General features: G+C 61.9%; 16 protein-coding genes and 2 pseudogenes. 10 read left to right on the top strand and 8 right to left on the bottom strand.

The features are described 5' to 3' along the window. The first annotated feature begins 103 nt into the window (after positions 1 to 103). The 7 genes and pseudogenes from rbfA to NKJ89_RS08235 all read left to right on the top strand — a co-directional run bounded on the left by rbfA (position 104) and on the right by NKJ89_RS08235 (position 6,699). Positions 104 to 529, top strand: coding sequence for a 30S ribosome-binding factor RbfA (gene rbfA, locus NKJ89_RS08260; RefSeq protein ID WP_352601443.1), 426 nt, complete (start codon positions 104 to 106; stop codon positions 527 to 529). Beyond that, positions 529 to 1,198: pseudogene (gene truB / locus NKJ89_RS08255) on the top strand (tRNA pseudouridine(55) synthase TruB); the annotation flags it as partial. The gene rbfA and the pseudogene truB (NKJ89_RS08255), both read left to right, overlap by 1 nt. A 104-nt stretch (positions 1,199 to 1,302) precedes the next feature. Beyond that, positions 1,303 to 1,542: pseudogene (gene truB, locus NKJ89_RS35730) on the top strand (tRNA pseudouridine(55) synthase TruB); the annotation flags it as partial. A 45-nt stretch (positions 1,543 to 1,587) separates the two neighbouring features. After that, positions 1,588 to 2,682 carry a magnesium/cobalt transporter CorA gene (gene corA / locus NKJ89_RS08250; protein ID WP_352601439.1) on the top strand — a complete coding sequence of 365 codons (1,095 nt, stop codon included), beginning with the start codon at positions 1,588 to 1,590 and terminating at the stop codon, positions 2,680 to 2,682. 140 nt (positions 2,683 to 2,822) lie between these two features. Further along, the gene (gene rpsO / locus NKJ89_RS08245; protein WP_269470859.1) at positions 2,823 to 3,134 is read left to right on the top strand and encodes a 30S ribosomal protein S15; all 312 of its coding nucleotides are present in this window, start codon (positions 2,823 to 2,825) and stop codon (positions 3,132 to 3,134) included. A 279-nt stretch (positions 3,135 to 3,413) separates the two neighbouring features. Next, positions 3,414 to 5,561: a polyribonucleotide nucleotidyltransferase gene (gene pnp, locus NKJ89_RS08240; protein ID WP_352601437.1), complete on the top strand. Its 2,148-nt coding sequence runs from the start codon at positions 3,414 to 3,416 to the stop codon at positions 5,559 to 5,561. A gap of 115 nt (positions 5,562 to 5,676) precedes the next feature. After that, on the top strand, positions 5,677 to 6,699 hold the full coding sequence (locus NKJ89_RS08235) for a class I SAM-dependent methyltransferase (protein ID WP_352601435.1): 1,023 nt from the start codon (positions 5,677 to 5,679) through the stop codon (positions 6,697 to 6,699). A 15-nt stretch (positions 6,700 to 6,714) separates the two neighbouring features. Here the strand turns inward: NKJ89_RS08235 and NKJ89_RS08230 are convergent, their stop codons facing one another. The 4 genes from NKJ89_RS08230 to fabA all read right to left on the bottom strand — a co-directional run bounded on the left by NKJ89_RS08230 (position 6,715) and on the right by fabA (position 11,099). Beyond that, entirely contained in the window at positions 6,715 to 8,259 is a 1,545-nt protein-coding gene (locus NKJ89_RS08230; protein ID WP_352601433.1) for a putative bifunctional diguanylate cyclase/phosphodiesterase, read from the bottom strand. A gap of 206 nt (positions 8,260 to 8,465) precedes the next feature. After that, positions 8,466 to 9,278, bottom strand: coding sequence for an enoyl-ACP reductase FabI (gene fabI / locus NKJ89_RS08225; RefSeq protein WP_352601431.1), 813 nt, complete (start codon positions 9,276 to 9,278; stop codon positions 8,466 to 8,468). A 35-nt stretch (positions 9,279 to 9,313) separates the two neighbouring features. After that, the gene (fabB, locus tag NKJ89_RS08220) at positions 9,314 to 10,534 is read right to left on the bottom strand and encodes a beta-ketoacyl-ACP synthase I (protein WP_352601429.1); all 1,221 of its coding nucleotides are present in this window, start codon (positions 10,532 to 10,534) and stop codon (positions 9,314 to 9,316) included. A 49-nt stretch (positions 10,535 to 10,583) separates the two neighbouring features. Further along, positions 10,584 to 11,099 (bottom strand): 3-hydroxyacyl-[acyl-carrier-protein] dehydratase FabA, encoded by a 516-nt coding sequence (gene fabA / locus NKJ89_RS08215; protein WP_023758106.1) that lies wholly within the window; start codon positions 11,097 to 11,099, stop codon positions 10,584 to 10,586. Between the two features lie 242 nt (positions 11,100 to 11,341). On the opposite strand from fabA, the gene irrA reads away from it, so the two are divergent. Then, the gene (gene irrA / locus NKJ89_RS08210; RefSeq protein ID WP_352601427.1) at positions 11,342 to 11,788 is read left to right on the top strand and encodes an iron response transcriptional regulator IrrA; all 447 of its coding nucleotides are present in this window, start codon (positions 11,342 to 11,344) and stop codon (positions 11,786 to 11,788) included. Beyond that, entirely contained in the window at positions 11,785 to 12,159 is a 375-nt protein-coding gene (locus tag NKJ89_RS08205) for a DUF4260 domain-containing protein (RefSeq protein WP_023758104.1), read from the top strand. The genes irrA and NKJ89_RS08205 overlap by 4 nt, the downstream gene beginning before the upstream one ends. A 151-nt stretch (positions 12,160 to 12,310) precedes the next feature. Here the strand turns inward: NKJ89_RS08205 and NKJ89_RS08200 are convergent, their stop codons facing one another. Continuing rightward, on the bottom strand, positions 12,311 to 12,871 hold the full coding sequence (locus tag NKJ89_RS08200) for an SH3 domain-containing protein (protein ID WP_352601425.1): 561 nt from the start codon (positions 12,869 to 12,871) through the stop codon (positions 12,311 to 12,313). Positions 12,872 to 13,030: 159 nt separating this feature from the next. On the opposite strand from NKJ89_RS08200, the gene NKJ89_RS08195 reads away from it, so the two are divergent. After that, positions 13,031 to 14,032, top strand: coding sequence for a 2-hydroxyacid dehydrogenase (locus tag NKJ89_RS08195; protein WP_023758102.1), 1,002 nt, complete (start codon positions 13,031 to 13,033; stop codon positions 14,030 to 14,032). 31 nt (positions 14,033 to 14,063) lie between these two features. Here NKJ89_RS08195 and NKJ89_RS08190 read toward each other — a convergent pair whose 3' ends face one another. The 3 genes from NKJ89_RS08190 to recF all read right to left on the bottom strand — a co-directional run bounded on the left by NKJ89_RS08190 (position 14,064) and on the right by recF (position 16,590). Beyond that, positions 14,064 to 14,552, bottom strand: coding sequence for a GNAT family N-acetyltransferase (locus NKJ89_RS08190; protein ID WP_352601423.1), 489 nt, complete (start codon positions 14,550 to 14,552; stop codon positions 14,064 to 14,066). 4 nt (positions 14,553 to 14,556) lie between these two features. Continuing rightward, positions 14,557 to 15,312 (bottom strand): molybdopterin-synthase adenylyltransferase MoeB, encoded by a 756-nt coding sequence (locus NKJ89_RS08185; protein WP_352601421.1) that lies wholly within the window; start codon positions 15,310 to 15,312, stop codon positions 14,557 to 14,559. Positions 15,313 to 15,450: 138 nt separating this feature from the next. After that, on the bottom strand, positions 15,451 to 16,590 hold the full coding sequence (gene recF / locus NKJ89_RS08180) for a DNA replication/repair protein RecF (protein ID WP_352601419.1): 1,140 nt from the start codon (positions 16,588 to 16,590) through the stop codon (positions 15,451 to 15,453). Between the last annotated feature and the right edge of the window lie 21 nt (positions 16,591 to 16,611).

Below are 16,611 nucleotides of genomic sequence, written 5' to 3'. Positions count from 1 at the left end.
GGCGGTGGTCGAAAGGCCGCCGCCCAAGGTCTATTGAGAATGGCCCATATGAGACATGAGGCGCGGTCCCATCCCGCGCTTCACGCTTTCAGGATTGAGAAAAATGCCCCGTCCAACCGCATCCAGCCCATCCCAGCGCATGCTGCGCGTCGCCGAACAGGTCCGCCATGCGCTGTCCGAAACCCTGCAGCGGGGCGAGATCATCGATCCGCTGATCGAGAACACCGTGGTGTCGGTCTCGGAAGTGCGCATGTCGCCCGACCTGAAGGTCGCCACCGCCTTCGTCTCGCCGCTCGGCGCCAAGGACACAGATGCGGTGGTCGAGGCGCTGAACAAGCATGCGAAGTTCGTCCGTGGCCGCGTCTCCGGCGCATTGCGGCAGATGAAGTTCATGCCGGAGTTCCGCTTCAAGCTCGACACCTCCTTCGATAATTTCGCCAGGATCAACGACCTGTTGAAGTCGCCCGAGGTAGCGCGCGATCTGGGTCCTGAAGACCAGGACAAAGACGACAACAAGGACACCGAATAGTGGCGCGTCGCGGCAAGAAGAAAGGCCGGCCGATCTCGGGCTGGCTGATCCTGGACAAGCCGGTCGGCATGGGCTCGACCGAAGCCGTCTCCAAGATCAAATGGCTGTTCCAGGCGGAAAAGGCCGGCCATGCCGGTACGCTCGACCCGCTCGCCTCCGGCATGCTGCCGATCGCGCTTGGCGAGGCCACCAAGACCGTGCCTTACGTGCAGGACGGCGCCAAGATCTATCGCTTTACCGTGGCTTGGGGGCAGGAGCGCTCCACCGATGATCTCGAGGGCCCGGTGACGAAGGACTCCGACCTGCGGCCGTCGGAAGCCGAGGTGCTTGCCCTTTTGCCGAAATACACCGGCGTCATCATGCAGACGCCGCCGCAATTCTCGGCCATCAAGATCGCAGGCGAGCGTGCCTATGATTTGGCACGCGATGGCGCGACAGTCGATATTCCATCACGCGAGGTCGAGATCGGCCGGCTCGATATTGTCGGGCACAATGCCGACCATACGGTTTTCGAAGTCGAATGCGGCAAGGGCACTTACGTGCGCTCGCTGGCCCGTGACATGGGCCGCGACCTCGGCTGCTTCGGCCATATTTCCGAATTGCGCCGGGTCGAGGTCGAGCCGTTCACGCCGGAGGATTTCGTCACCATCGCCGAACTGGAAGCCGCTCGTTTCGGCGTGCGGGATGAAGACAGCTCGGAGGCGGCGGATGTCGCCGACACGACAGAAGCCGCCGACACGACAGAAGTCGCTGACGCGGTGGAAGCGCCAATCGACTTCGACGCCATCGACGCGCTTCTGGTCGATACATCGGCCGCCCTCGACTGCCTGCCGCAGATCGCCATCAGCGACGATGCGGCGACCAGGATCCGCCTTGGCAATCCGGTCATCATTCGTGGCCGCGACGCACCGGTGGAAGCCGAGGAAGCTTGCGCCACTGCACGCGGCAAGCTGGTCGCCATCGGAGCGATCGAGCAAGGCATGTTCAAGCCCAAGCGGGTCTTTGCCGGCTGAGCGCACTCATCTAATGTCTGCGGGACATAGCGTTAGAGGGGCTCCATGGCAAAGGCTGAGGCGATCAAGAAGCGGGCGCCGGTGAAGACGCGGCGGCCGCCGGTCGGTGCATCGCCGGGCACGCTGATCGCCGACCCGTCGGCGCGGCGTAGCGAACTCAGGCTGACGCTCATCTCACCCGAAAAATTCAAGACCATCGAAAATGCCAGCATCGACGACCTCAACACCCATTGCGACAAATGGCCGGTCATCTGGCTCGACTGTACCGGCCTCGCCAACATCCAGCTGATCGAGGAGATCGGCCGCATTTTCAGCCTGCATCCGCTGGCGCTGGAAGACGTCGTCAACACCGGCCAGCGGCCTAAGGTCGACTTCTTCGAGGACCACGCCTTCGTCGTCGTCAGGATGATCGACGATATCACGTCGCACCGCTATGAGCAGATCGCCGTCTTCTTCGGCAACAATTTCGTCGTCACCTTTCAGGAGCGTGAAGGCGATCCTTTCGATCCCGTGCGCAAGCGCATCGAGAGTTCCGCGCCGAACCGGTTGCGCGCGCGGGGCGCCGACTACCTCGCTTACGCGCTCATCGACGCCGTCGTCGACAGCTATTTTCCGCCGATCGAGTCGGCCGGCGAACTGGTCGACAGCATCGAGGATGAGATGCTGCACACGCCGCACAAGCATCAGATGCGACAGCTGCATGAATTGCGGCGCGATGCCAATGTGCTGAAAGGGGTGCTGTGGCCCATGCGCGACGCGCTGGCGACGCTGATCCGCAACGACGTTCCCTATGTGAAAGCCGAGACCAAGGTCTTCCTCAACGACACGCTCGACCATTCTCTCAGGCTGATCGAGCTGGTCGAAACCCAGCGCGACATGCTGACCGGCCTGATCGAGATGCATCTGTCGCTGAGCCAGGCGCGCACCAACGACGTCATCAGCTATCTCACCATCGTCTCGGTCATCTTCATGCCGCTCACCTTCCTGGTCGGCATCTGGGGCATGAATTTCGATCCAGGGTCTTCGCCCTGGAACATGCCGGAACTGAAGGCCTACTACGGCTATCCCTTATCGCTTCTGTTCATGGCGCTTGTCGCGTTCGGGCTGATTGCCTTCTTCAAATGGAAGAAATGGCTCTGACAAGGATAGAACCGGCCATTTTGGCCTGAAAAGCCGGCTTGTGAATTGGGCTGGTGTTTTCCGGGGAATTGCACTATATGCGCCGCAGCATAGCGCTATGACGCCTTGCTTGCACCGGCCCCTGCTGGACGACATCCCGGCTGAGGGCGACCCGTTTCCTCAAACAGATAAGGAAAAACACGATGTCGATTACTGCCGAGCGCAAACAGGAATTGATGGGTGAATTCGCAACCGCCAAGGGCGATACCGGGTCTCCGGAAGTCCAGGTGGCCATCCTTTCCGAGCGCATCAAGAACCTGACCGACCATTTCAAGGACCACAAGAAGGATAACCATTCCCGCCGTGGTCTGCTCGCTCTCGTCTCCCAGCGCCGCAGCCTGCTTGATTATCTCAAGCGCAAGGATGACGCGCGCTACCAGACGCTGATCGAGAAGCTCGGTCTGCGCCGTTGACGAATTGACCGGCGGGCTTTCTTCGGAGAGCCCGCCGGTCGCGCATTCTGCCAGTCGCATCGACTGGCCAGACCTGGTTTCGATCGTGCAGAGGGCACTCGAAACCGCCCATGGACGGTCATGGGGCAGGATTGCAGGACGCTCGTGCGCGCTCGCCGCGCCGAAATTAGCCGAGCCTCCCGCTGTCTTGCCCGTGGCTGCCCGAGAAAGGAAGCCAAGGGAATGGGCATCCGCGCACCGTGAAACGGCGCGGCCCTTTCCTCATATTAAGGACAAGATATGTTCAATCACCACAAAGTGGAAATCGAATGGGGCGGCCGTCCGCTCATCCTCGAAACCGGCAAGATCGCCCGCCAGGCTGATGGCGCGGTGCTCGCCACCTACGGCGAGACCAAGGTTCTCGCCACCGTCGTTTCGATGAAGGAGCCGAAGCCCGGCCTCGATTTCTTCCCGCTGACCGTCAACTACCAGGAAAAGACCTACGCCGCCGGCAAGATCCCGGGTGGCTATTTCAAGCGCGAAGGCCGCCCGAGCGAGAAAGAAACGCTGGTTTCCCGCCTCATCGACCGCCCGATCCGCCCGCTCTTCGCCTCAGGCTACAAGAACGACACCCAGATCGTCGTCACCGTCGTCCAGCACGATCTGGAAAACGATCCCGACATCCTGTCGATCGTTGCCACCTCGGCTGCCCTGACCCTGTCGGGCGTGCCGTTCATGGGCCCGATCGGCGGCGCCCGCGTCGGCTATATCAACGGCGAATATGTGCTCAACCCGCATGTCGATGAGATGCAGGAATCGAAGCTCGACCTGGTCGTCGCCGGCACCACCGACGCCGTTCTGATGGTTGAGTCCGAAGCCAAGGAACTCGGCGAAGAGCTGATGCTCGGCGCCGTCATGTTCGGCCACAAGGGCTTCCAGCCGGTCATCGACGCCATCATCAAGCTGGCCGAAGTTGCCGCCAAGGAGCCGCGCGACTTTACCGCGCCGGATTATTCCGCGCTCGAAGCCGAAATGCTCAAGATCGTCGAAGGTGAACTTCGCGATGCCTACAAGATAACCGACAAGCAGAAGCGCTACGCCGCCGTCGACGCCGTCAAGGCCAAGGTCAAGGCTGCGTTTGCCCCGGCGGAAGGCGAAGAAGCCAAGTACGCCTCCGAGCAGATCGGCACCGTGTTCAAGGAACTCCAGGCCAAGGTCGTGCGCTGGAACATCCTCGACACAGGCTCGCGCATCGACGGCCGCGATCTCAAGACGGTCCGCAAGATCGTCTCCGAAGTTGGCGTCCTGCCGCGCACCCACGGTTCGGCGCTGTTCACCCGCGGCGAGACCCAGGCGCTGGTCGTTGCCACGCTCGGCACCGGCGAGGACGAGCAGTATGTCGACTCGCTGACCGGCATGTACAAGGAGAAGTTCCTCCTTCACTACAACTTCCCTCCCTACTCCGTCGGTGAGACCGGCCGCATGGGTTCGCCGGGCCGCCGTGAAATCGGCCATGGCAAGCTCGCCTGGCGCGCCATCCGTCCGATGCTGCCGAGCGCCGACCAATTCCCCTACACGCTGCGCGTTGTCTCGGAGATCACCGAGTCGAACGGTTCGTCGTCGATGGCGACCGTCTGCGGCACCTCGCTGGCGCTGATGGATGCCGGCGTGCCGCTGGCCAAGCCCGTCGCCGGCATCGCCATGGGCCTGATCAAGGAAGGCGAGCGCTTCGCGGTTCTGTCCGACATCCTTGGCGACGAGGATCACCTCGGCGATATGGACTTCAAGGTCGCCGGCACCGCGAACGGCATCACCTCGCTGCAGATGGATATCAAGATCGAGGGCATCACCGAGGAGATCATGAAGATCGCGCTGGACCAGGCCAAGGACGGCCGCCAGCATATCCTCGGCGAGATGGGCCACGCGCTCTCCGGCGCGCGTTCGGAACTCGGCGAGTTCGCACCGCGCATCGAGGTGATGCACATCCCGACCGACAAGATCCGCGACGTCATCGGCTCAGGCGGAAAGGTCATCCGCGAGATCGTCGAGAAGACCGGCGCCAAGATCAACATCGAGGACGACGGCACGGTCAAGATCGCTTCGTCCAACGCCAAGGAGATCGAGGCGGCGAAGAAGTGGATCCACACCATCGTCGCCGAGCCGGAAGTAGGCGAAATCTACGAAGGCACGGTCGTCAAGACCGCCGACTTCGGCGCTTTCGTGAACTTCTTCGGTCCGCGTGACGGCCTCGTTCACATCTCGCAGCTTGCCAACGACAGGGTCGCCAAGACCTCGGACGTGGTCAAGGAAGGCGACAAGGTCTGGGTCAAGCTGATGGGCTTCGACGAACGCGGCAAGGTCCGCCTGTCGATGAAGGTCGTCGACCAGGCCACCGGCAAGGAACTCGCCCGCGACAAGAAGACCGAAGGCGAAGAAAACGCCGCCTGATCGGTCTTGAATTCATGACTCGAAGCGGGCGCGGCTTATGTCGCGCCCGTTTTCTTTTTCAGCCGCTTTTTCACTTTCATATTGCAAACACAGGGCTTCGTTTCGAGATCGAACAATGTCCGCCGAGCCGCTGAAGACGCTTTTTCATCCCTTTGAGGCCGAGGCTGTTCCTCTGCCTGGAAAGGGTAATCGCGCCCTGTTTCTTGGCGCTGAGCCGGGTTTTAGGCTGCCCGAAGGCTTCGAGGCAGCGCTTCACCTCGTGCAAGGCTTCCGACCGCATTTTCGCGCGCTGCAGGCTTCTGGCTTCGTCGTCACCGCGCAAGCGGAAGGCGACGGCTTCGATATGGCACTCGTGCTTGCCGGCCGGCATAGGGGCCTTAACGAAGTGCGTATCGCGCAGGCGCTTGAGCGCGTGGCGCCGGGCGGGCTGGTCATCGTTGCCGGCGGCAAGGATGATGGCATAGCCAGCCTGCGCAAGCGCGTTGACGAGCTTGTGCCGCTTGAAGGTCATTTACCAAAATATCACGGCATCGCCTTCTGGTTTCGCCGCCCCGCCGATCTGGCTGCTGCGGAAGAATTGCGCGCCGCGAACCCCGCCTTGCTGGTTGAAGGCCGGTTCCATACCGCGCCCGGCATGTTTTCCTTCGACCGGATCGATACCGGCTCGAGATTGCTGGTCGAAAACTTGCCCAATGATCTGCGTGGCAGCGTTGCCGATTTCTGCGCCGGCTGGGGCTATGTGGCGGCCGAGATCGCCGCCCGCTCACAAGGCCTGTCGGTGCTTGATCTCTACGAGGCCGAATTCGATGCGCTCGAAGCCGCGAAGCTCAATCTGGCAGGGGTGGTCAGCCAGTCGGTCGCCAGGAATTTTTTCTGGATCGATCTGCTGAAGGAACCGGTCGAGAAGCGCTACGACGTGATTGCCATGAACCCGCCGTTTCACCGCAGCCGTGCAGCCGAGCCCGAGATCGGCGCCGGCATGATCCGCGCTGCAGCCAAGGCCTTGAAGCCGGGTGGGCGGTTGTTCATGGTCGCCAACCGCCAGCTTCCCTACGAGCCGATCCTGTCGGCTGCCTTTTCGAGCCATGTCGAGCTCGCCCGCGACGGCACGTTCAAGGTGCTTGCCGCCCGGCGTTGATACAAGGCGTAGCATTCAATGCAGATTGGCGACGCGTCGGACCTCGTCGGTGACATGCGCGTCGCCAATCCTGATCTTGAGTGGCGCCGGCCGGCCGAACAGGTAGCCCTGCACCACCTCGCAGCCGGCCGCCCGCAGCAGCGTCGCCTGGCTTTCGGTCTCGACGCCTTCGGCAATGATGCCGACGCCGAGCGCGCGCGAAAGGCCGACGATCGTCGAGACGACCGCGCCTGAGCTGGAATCCGTATCGAGGCGGCTGACGAAGGACCGGTCGATCTTCAGCTTGCCGAATGAGAAGTCGATCAGGTAACTCAAATTGGAATAGCCGGTGCCGAAATCGTCGACGGCGACCGAGATGCCCATGTCCGCAAGCTGCTTCAGGATGGCGGCGGCGCGGTCGCGATCCTGCATCATCGCCGTCTCGGTCACTTCCAGTTCCAGCCGCGACGGTTTGATGCCGGTGCTCGTCATGGTGTCGCGCACGGTGCCGACGAAGTCCTTGGTCATGAACTGCACGGGCGAGATGTTGACGGCGACGAAGCAGTCGTCGGGCAGATGCCGGGCGTCGCTGCAAGCCTTGCGCAGCACCCATTCGCCGATCGGGCCGATCATGCCGGTTTCCTCGGCGATTGGGATGAACTCCATCGGCGGGATCATGCCGCGTTCGGGGTGCCGCCAGCGGATCAGGGCTTCATAGCCGACGATGCGCCCGGTCGGGAGGTCGAGCTGCGGCTGGTAGTGAAGATCGAAGTCACCGCGCTCGAAGGCCGTATTCAGTTCGGATTCGATCCACTGGCGATGATCGGCGACCCTACCCATTTCGGCATGGAAGACAGACCAGTTGCCGACGCCGCTGGCGCGAGCATTCTGCAGCGCCAGATTGGAGCGGCGCAGGATGAGGACGGGATCTACGCCGTCCTTCGGCATCGCCACGATGCCCACCGACAGGCTGACCGATTGCAGGTGAGTGCTGAGTTCATAGGGCTCCATCATCTCGTCGATGAGCCTCTCGATGGTGCTTTCCAGCGACCCTGATACTTGATTGTCGGGGAGCAGTATCGCGAATTCACCGGCGCCAATGCGTCCTATCAGTGCCCGCTGCGGCACGCAGCTCTTCAATCGCTTGGTGAAGGCGCGGATCAACTCATCGCCCTGGCTGTAGCCGATGGCGTCGTTGATCTGCTTGAAGCGGTCTATGTCGATGTCGATGAGGAACATCGGCTCGCCGGTCCGGCTTGTCGCGCACGCCGCCTCGGCAATCTTGCCGACCATTGCCGGACGCGCCAAAAGGCCCGTCAGTTTATCGAAATGGGTTTCCGTGAAAACGAAATCCGCCGATTCATCCACGCCGGCGAAGAAGGACATCGCGGCTGCCGACGCCGCCAGTGCGCAAAGCGCGGCCATCATCGCGACCATCATGTCCGCGGAGATGCCGGCAAAGCCTTCGCCGAGACCGAGCTTCAGGCCCCAGAGTCCGAGGACGAAACTGCCGAGACCCGAGCTCGCTATGGTGAGCAATCGGAACACCGGTGTTCGCTTCGGGTTGCTGACGGCCGACATTGAAAGATCCCCAGAGTACGGGGCTTTCTAGCGGATATCTCCTTAAAATGAGTTTCCGCCAATGCATCTAATTTTATTCGACCGAAAGTATTTCTTTAGAGGGTTAAAGCGCGTCGCGTTGAAACGGATTCCGCCGGCGCATCTTAAGCTTTTGTTTCATAAATGTCGTTGTCCCAAGACCGCTGCGCACGCTTCGGCGACGTGCATTAGTCTCGTCCGCCGTCGGTCTGCTTCAATTCGTCCAGCGTTGGCATGGAAACGATGTGATAGCCGGAATCGACATAGTGGATTTCGCCGGTGACGCCCGAAGACAGACCCGACAGCAGATAAAGCGCGGAGCCGCCGACCTCGTCGATGGTCACCGTGCGGCGCAGCGGCGAGTTGCGCTGCTGATAGGAGAACATGTGGCGGGCGTCGGAAATGCCGGCGCCGGCAAGCGTGCGCACGGGTCCAGCCGATATGCCATTGACCCTAATGCCGCGTGGACCGTAATCGTTGGCGAGATAGCGCACACTGGCCTCCAGCCCTGCCTTGGCCACGCCCATGACATTGTAGTTCGGCATGACGCGGACCGACCCCGCATAGGTCAGCGTGATCATCGATCCACCGTCCTGCATCAGGGCGGCGGCATGGCGGGCGATCTCGGTGAAGGAGTAGCAGGAGATCACCATGGTGCGGACGAAATTGTCCCGGCTGGTGTCGGCGTAGAGGCCTTTCAGCTCGTTCTTATCGGAAAAGCCAATGGCGTGGACGACGAAATCCAGCCCGCCCCATTCCTTACCCAGCGTCTCGAACGTCGCGGCGACCGAAGCGCTGTCCTCGACGTCGCATGGCACCACCAGCGAGGCACCGAGCTTGTCGGCCAGCGGCTTGACCCGGCGCCCGAAGGCATCGCCCTGATAGGTGAAGGCGAGTTCCGCCCCATGTTCGGACAATTTCCGGGCAATGCCCCAGGCGATCGAATGATCGTTGGCGACACCCATGACAAGCCCGCGCTTGCCCTTCATCAATCCGTCCATGGCCGCCAATCCTTATTACAAAAAAAACGCTGGCCTTATGCGGAATAGCGCTGGAAAACGAGCGTCGCGTTGGTGCCGCCGAAGCCGAACGAATTAGACAAGACGGTGTCGATCCTGGCGTCGTCGATGCGCTTTCGCACGATCGGCATGCCCTCGAATTCGGGGTCGAGGGTCTCGATATGGGCGCTTTCGCCGATGAAACCACCCTGCATCATCAGGATCGAGTATATGGATTCCTGCACACCCGCCCCGCCCAGAGAATGGCCGGTCAGCGATTTTGTCGAGGTGATGTAGGGCATCTTCTCGCCGAACACCTCGCGGATCGCGCCCATTTCCTTGGAGTCACCCACCGGCGTCGATGTGCCATGGGTGTTGATGTAGTCGACCGGCGTGGAAACCGTGGCCAGCGCCTGGCGCATGCAGCGAACCGCGCCCTCGCCTGAAGGGGCAACCATGTCGTAGCCGTCCGAGGTCGCGCCGTAGCCGACGATCTCGGCGTAGATCTTGGCGCCCCGCGCCTTGGCGTGCTCAAGCTCTTCCAACACCAGCACACCCGCGCCGCCGGCGATGACGAAGCCGTCGCGATTGGCGTCGTAGGCGCGCGAAGCGGTCGATGCCTTGTCGTTAAACTTCGACGACATGGCGCCCATGGCGTCGAACAGGTCCGACATCGTCCAGTCGAGATCCTCGTGGCCGCCGGCAAAGACTATGTCCTGTTTGCCCCATTGGATCAGTTCGTAGCCATTGCCGATGCAATGCGCCGAGGTCGAACAGGCCGAAGAGATCGAATAGTTGACGCCGTGGATCTTGAACCAGGTGGCAAGCGTTGCCGATGCGGTCGACGACATTGCCTTCGGCACCGCGAACGGACCGATACGCTTGGGACTGCCGTTCTTCAGCGTGGTCTCGGCCGCCTCGAAGATGGTGCGGGTGGATGGTCCGCCCGATCCCATGACGATGCCGGTACGCTCATTGGTGATGTCGCTCTCTTCCAGGCCCGCATCCGCGATTGCCTGATCCATGGAGACGTGGTTCCAGGCTGCACCTTGGCTTAGGAAGCGCATCGCTCGGCGGTCGATCATGGCGGAAGGATCGAGCGTCGGCGCACCCCAGACCTGGCACCGGAAGCCATGCTCGGCGAACGAATCGGAGAAACTGATGCCGGATCTGGCATCATGCAGCGAGGTTTGCACCTCGTTGGCATTGTTGCCGATCGACGACACGATGCCGAGGCCTGTGACAACGACACGTCTCATTCGCAACTCCTTCCAGGGATGCTGGCCAAGGGCCGGCTAGGAATTCTGGTCAGCCGACCGTCGGCTGTTTCGACAGACCGACCTTCAAATCCGTTGCCGCGTATATGGGCTCGCCATCCGCCTTTAGCCAGCCATCGGCGATGCCGAGCACCAGCCGGCCACGCATCACGCGCTTGAAGTCGATGCCGTACTCAACCTTCTTCACCGAGGGCGTGACCATGCCCTTGAATTTCACTTCACCGGTCGACAGCGCCATTCCTTTGCCGGGTTCGCCGAGCCAGCCAAGATAGAAGCCCGTCAATTGCCACATGGCATCGAGGCCGAGGCACCCCGGCATGATCGGATTGCCGATGAAATGGCAGGCAAAGAACCACAGGTCCGGCTTGATGTCGAATTCCGCGCGGATGAAACCCTTCTCGAAGGCGCCACCCGTCTCGCTGATCTCGGTGATACGATCGAACATCAGCATGGGAGGATAGGGAAGCTGGGCATTGCCCGGTCCGAACAACTCGCCGCGGGCGCAGGCCAGCAATTCGTCGTACTCGTAGCTGGATTTACCCGTCATCAACCTCATCCCCATACCGTTCGGGCTATCGGGTGCCCTGTCGTTGGCTTCCTAACACAATCTGTTTCAGGCCGGAAACCGGCGTTTGCGCTTAACCTGCCCGTCTGCCTGGGTCAATGCGCGCTATTGATCGCATTCGGACGACAGAATATATGTCCTGAAAAGGTCCGGTATCGGCAGAAGTTCATTATTTTGCCATTCTGGACGTGTCTTGGGGCGGAACTGTGAGGTTCGACGAGAAGATGGACCTGGACGGCCGGAAGGGAAATGTGGCTGTGGACAAGCGGGTCCGTGAAGCCGGGCTGAGGCCGACGCGTCAGCGCATTGCGCTGGCCGACCTGCTTTTCGCCAAGGGCGATCGTCATTTGTCGGCCGAGGAACTGCACGAGGAAGCGGTCGCCGCCGGCGTGCCGGTATCGCTGGCCACTGTCTACAACGCCCTTCATCAGTTCACCCAGTCGGGACTGTTGCGTATCCTCGCTGTCGAGGGCGCGAAGACCTATTTCGACACCAACACCTCCGACCATCACCATTTCTATATCGAAGGCGAAAACCGCATATTCGATATCGACAGCGGTCCGGTGACGGTCGCCAACCTGCCGGAGCCACCGGAAGGGATGGAGATCGCCAATGTTGACATCGTGGTGAGGCTGCGCCCCAAGCGCCGCGAAGGATCGGCAGGAGATTGAAATCGCTTGATCTGGCAATTCGGCTGGAATGGGCCATCGTTGCGGCAGCTGCCGTCGTTTTCTACGGCTCGACTGGCATGTCGTGGTGGCTCTTCGGGGTGCTTATCCTGGTGCCGGACTTATCGATGTTCGGCTATCTGGCGGGGCCGCGCGTCGGTGCCCTTGCCTATAACGCCCTGCATATCCCGATCGTACCAGTATTCTTGCTGCTGGCCGGGCACCTGTCCGGCAATGCGACCGTGATGGCGGTCGCATTGATCTGGATCGCCCACATCGCCATCGACCGTGCGCTGGGCTACGGCCTCAAGCTGTCGACCAGCTTTCAGGACACCCATCTCGGCCGCATCGGGCGCCAAACGACCACGGTCTGATACAGGCGACCAGGCTGCGTGACTACTGAACCGGTCGCATGGATTGCCGGGTTTGCCTGCCAGCAGGATCACGCTCCTGACACGGCTGCGTTGCCGTCACCGTGATTTGCCGGGCCTACATATCTGATCCCGCGTCCTCGCGATGAGGTGGTCAGTTCTTGACCCGCTCGCCGGGGTAAGCGCCCCACACAATCGACTGGGCAAGCCAGCCGGTTTGGCCATCGAACGTCATTTCGCACCACTGGCCGTCGCAGGATTTGATCGTGCCCATGACGCCAGGCTCTACCATCGCGACCACCCGAGCGTCCTTGTCGGGGCTGTTGAGAAGGTTGATCTGAGCGCCCTTGCCGCGCTGCCACGGTGCGACTATTGCCGTGCGCCGGCCGGAAAGCAGCGACTGATTGATCCAGCCTTCCGAACCATCGGCATCGCGCACGCGGCGCCATGTGTCGAATTCCTGGATGATCTCCATCGGCAGGCCGGCCTTCATATACATCCAGTCGACCGAATAGTTGGCGCCGGGGCCGACGCGCGAGTTGACGCGGCCGGATTTCAGGCTGACGAATCGCGGCAGCGGCAAACCGCTCGGCCCGACCGTGACGACGCTCTGGGCAGGTGCTGCTGCACTCTGCGCCGCGGCAAGCGGAGAATAAAGCAAAGCGCCGAGAAGTGCTCCGCTGAGGGTCAGGCGAAACGACGCGAAACCAGACACTTTCATTCCTTTCGGCGCTTGCCTGGCGGCATCGGCGCCCCTTTTTCTTTGTCTTCGGCGGCACCGCTTGTTACATGGGGTAATCGGCACCGCGACCGGCTTTCAGTTTCGCCGGTCTTGGTTAAAGAGGTCTCAACGAGATCGGGGTACGAGGAAACAATGGCAGGCAAAAAGAAGCCTCTCGTCGTCATCACGCGAAAGCTGCCCGACCCGGTCGAGACCCGCATGCGCGAACTGTTCGACGCCCGGCTGAATGTCGAGGACAGGCCGATGACGCAGCCGGAACTGGTTGCGGCGGTCAAGGAGGCCGACGTGCTGGTACCGACGGTGACCGACCAGATCGACGCGGCACTGATCGCCCAGGCCGGCGACAACCTCAAGCTGATCGCCAATTTCGGCAATGGCGTCGACAAGATCGATGTCGAGGCCGCGGCCAAGAGGGGCATCACCGTCACCAACACGCCCAATGTGCTGACCGAGGACACCGCCGACATGACTATGGCGCTGATGCTGGCGTTGCCGCGGCGGCTGGCGGAAGGCGCCAACGTGCTCACCGGCGACAAGAAATGGGCCGGCTGGTCGCCGACCTGGATGCTTGGCCGACGCATTTGGGGCAAACGGCTGGGCATCGTCGGCATGGGGCGCATTGGCACGGCGGTTGCCAGGCGGGCCAAGGCGTTCGGCCTCTCGATCCACTACCATAACCGCCATCGCGTGCTGCCTGACGTCGAAGACGGGCTGGAGGCGACCTATTGGGAAAGCCTCGACCAGATGCTGGCCCGCATGGATATCATTTCGGTCAATTGCCCTTCGACGCCGGCGACCTTCCATCTGCTTTCGGCGCGGCGGCTGGCTCTGATGCAGCCCACGGCCTATATCGTCAACACCGCGCGCGGCGACATCATCGACGAGGAAGCGTTGGTCAGGCTCATCCAGGACGGTAAGATTGCCGGAGCCGGCCTCGATGTCTATGAGCACGAACCGGCTTTGAACAGCAAGCTGCTGAAGCTCGCCGCCAAGCACAAGGTCGTGTTGTTGCCGCACATGGGCTCGGCGACGCTCGAAGGCCGCATCGATATGGGCGAAAAGGTCATCATCAACATACGCGCTTTCGTCGATGGCCACCGCCCGCCGGACCGCGTGCTGCCGCTCAGAACCTGACGCAATCGAAACGCAGAATGAAAGACCAGGCTTACACAAGCACCTTGCGCATGGTGATCGAGGTCGGCTTGAAGTAGCCCTCATGCGCCGTCCGCTCGGTTTCGTGAAAGCCGAGTCGGGCAAAGGCTGCATGGTTTGCGGTCAGTTCGATCCGCGTCTGAAGCTCGAGTGCCGCCTTGCCGCGGCTTAGGGCAAGATCTTCGACCGCCTGCATCAACCGCCGCCCAATACCTTGTCCCTGGCAGTCCGGCGCGACAGCGAGTTTGCCGACATAGAGTTCCGCCACCTTTTCAAGGGCAAAGATACAGCCGACGCTCCTGCCGTCCTTGAGTGCCACGAAGCCGGTCTCCCGCCGCGCCTTGTCCCGTAGAGTATCGGTGGTCAGCAGGCGGGCAGAGGAGGGTGGGTCGATCACGCCGTCCATCGAGGCGAAGGCGCACATGATCAGTGCGAGCACATCGTCCCAACGGTCGAAATCGGCCGAAATCTGTGTGATGGAGACAGCTTCAGTCTGTTCCACGGGATCAGTTTCTCTTGTAGCGGATCGTGTCGAAACGCGCCGCCAGCCCATCATAGAGCAGCAGCCTGCCGACCAGCGGCTCGCCGACGCCAGTGATCAGCTTGATCGCCTCCATTGCCTGCAGTGTGCCGACGACACCGGTCAGCGCACCAAGCACGCCGGCTTCGGCACAGGACGGCACCAGCCCAGGCGGTGGCGCTTCGGGAAACAGGTCGCGGTAGCCTGGATTGGGCTTGCCGTCCTTGCCGTCCTCGAATGGCTTCAACACCGTCACCGAGCCATCGAAGCGCCCGACGGCGGCATGAACCAACGGTTTCCCAGCGCTCGCGCAGGCATCGGCCACCGCGTAGCGGGTTTCGAAATTGTCGGAACCGTCGACGACGATGTCATAGCCGGCGACGAGGGCAGGGGCATTGTCCGCAGTCAGCCGGAATGTGTGCGTTTCGACGCTGGTGTTGGGATTGATGCGGGCGATTGCCGCCTTGGCACTGTCGGTTTTCAGCATGCCGACACTGTCCGTGCCGTGAATGACCTGGCGCTGCAGGTTGGAGAGCGAAATGGTGTCGTCATCGACCACGCCGAGCGTGCCGACGCCGGCTGCGGCAAGATATTCAAGCACCGGCGCGCCCAGCCCGCCGGCGCCGATGACCAGCACTCGCGCCTGTTTCAGCCTCTGCTGGCCAACGCCGCCGATCTCGGGCAGCACGATGTGGCGGGCATAGCGTTCGATCTCGTCGGCGGTCAGGGCGGCAGGGGTCATCGCCGGATCATATAGCGGCTGCAAAATCCTGTCAGGGGCTAATGCATGTCGCCCAAAAGTGTAGAGCGGTTTTGGGACAACGACATGCATAATCTCATGCATGTCGCCCAAAAGTGTGGAGCGGTTTTTGGGACAGAGTTAGATCGTTGGCCCAACTGTGCCGTGGTCGACAGTCAGGAATTGCGCACGCCCCTTGAGACTGGAAAAAAGCGCAGCATCGGTTCCGGTCATGAACACCTGGCAGTTCAATTCTTCAAGGATGGAAAATAGCGCCGCGCGCCGCCCGCCATCGAGATGCGCGGCGATCTCGTCGAGCAGCATGATAGGTGTCATGCCCGACATTTCGCCAGTCAACCGAGCATGTGACAGCACGATGCCGACCAGCAGCGCCTTTTGCTCGCCTGTCGAACAGAGCTCGGCCGGCATCGCCTTGGGACGGTGCCGCACCACCAGATCGGAACGGTGTGGCCCTTCGAGCGTGCGCCCGGCGGCACAGTCGCGGTCGCGGCCGTCTGCAAGCGTCCGGCGGAAGCTCTCCTCGACATCGACTGCCGGTGTGCTGGAAACCGCGGCCTCCAGGTCTCCTGAAAGGCCGATATCGGCCTGCGGAAACGGCCCCGTGTCAGGCAACCTGTCGATCATCGCGGCGAGCAGCCGCACCATCTCGGCCCGCGCCGCGGCGATCGCCACCCCGGTTTCTGCCATCTGCGTCTCGATCGCGTCGAACCAGCGGTCGTCTCGAGACCCATCTGTAAGCAGACGGTTACGACTGCGCATCGCTTTCTCGTAGTCGATCGCACGTTGCCCGTGGCCGGGGTCGATCGCCAGCACCAGCCGGTCGAGAAAGCGCCGGCGATCCGCGGCCGGCCCGGTGAACAACGCGTCCATCGCCGGCGTCAGCCACACCACGCGCAGCCATTCCAGCATGTCCTCGGCCGAACGCGCCGAAGCTCCGTTGATGCGCACCCGCCTGCCGCCTTCGCCGGGGTTGTCGCCACCGGAAATGCCTGTTCCGATCTCGACCTGGCCGTCAGGCCCGTCGAGCCGTACATGCAGGGCAAAACCGCCGTCGCCGCCCTCGCGAGCGACGTCAGCGTAAGGGGCGCGGCGCAAGCCACGCCCCGGTGTCAGGAGGGAGATCGCTTCGAGGAGATTGGTCTTGCCGGCACCGTTGTCGCCGGAAAAAACCACGGCGCCCGGCGCCAGATCGATCGTCAGCGTCGCGTAATTGCGAAAGTTAGTAAGTGTAAGCTTACTTATGTGGGTCTGTGCCGGCAACCGCTATCCGCCTGTAGAGCG

This window comes from Mesorhizobium sp. M0047 (assembly GCF_040323315.1).
Classification (GTDB): domain Bacteria; phylum Pseudomonadota; class Alphaproteobacteria; order Rhizobiales; family Rhizobiaceae; genus Mesorhizobium.
This window is presented reverse-complemented; position numbering and strand designations above follow the sequence as displayed.

Bases quoted from the DNA above. Each gene is read 5' to 3' on its own strand.
- NKJ89_RS08230 (WP_352601433.1), bottom strand. From the start codon at position 8,259: ATGTCGGCCGTCAGCAACCCGAAGCGAACACCGGTGTTCCGATTGCTC.
- NKJ89_RS08195 (WP_023758102.1), top strand. From the start codon at position 13,031: ATGGCAGGCAAAAAGAAGCCTCTCGTCGTCATCACGCGAAAGCTGCCC.
- pnp (WP_352601437.1), top strand. From the start codon at position 3,414: ATGTTCAATCACCACAAAGTGGAAATCGAATGGGGCGGCCGTCCGCTC.
- fabA (WP_023758106.1), bottom strand. From the start codon at position 11,099: ATGACGGGTAAATCCAGCTACGAGTACGACGAATTGCTGGCCTGCGCC.
- NKJ89_RS08235 (WP_352601435.1), top strand. From the start codon at position 5,677: ATGTCCGCCGAGCCGCTGAAGACGCTTTTTCATCCCTTTGAGGCCGAG.
- fabB (WP_352601429.1), bottom strand. From the start codon at position 10,534: ATGAGACGTGTCGTTGTCACAGGCCTCGGCATCGTGTCGTCGATCGGC.
- rbfA (WP_352601443.1), top strand. From the start codon at position 104: ATGCCCCGTCCAACCGCATCCAGCCCATCCCAGCGCATGCTGCGCGTC.
- irrA (WP_352601427.1), top strand. From the start codon at position 11,342: ATGGACCTGGACGGCCGGAAGGGAAATGTGGCTGTGGACAAGCGGGTC.
- corA (WP_352601439.1), top strand. From the start codon at position 1,588: ATGGCAAAGGCTGAGGCGATCAAGAAGCGGGCGCCGGTGAAGACGCGG.
- fabI (WP_352601431.1), bottom strand. From the start codon at position 9,278: ATGGACGGATTGATGAAGGGCAAGCGCGGGCTTGTCATGGGTGTCGCC.
- NKJ89_RS08185 (WP_352601421.1), bottom strand. From the start codon at position 15,312: ATGACCCCTGCCGCCCTGACCGCCGACGAGATCGAACGCTATGCCCGC.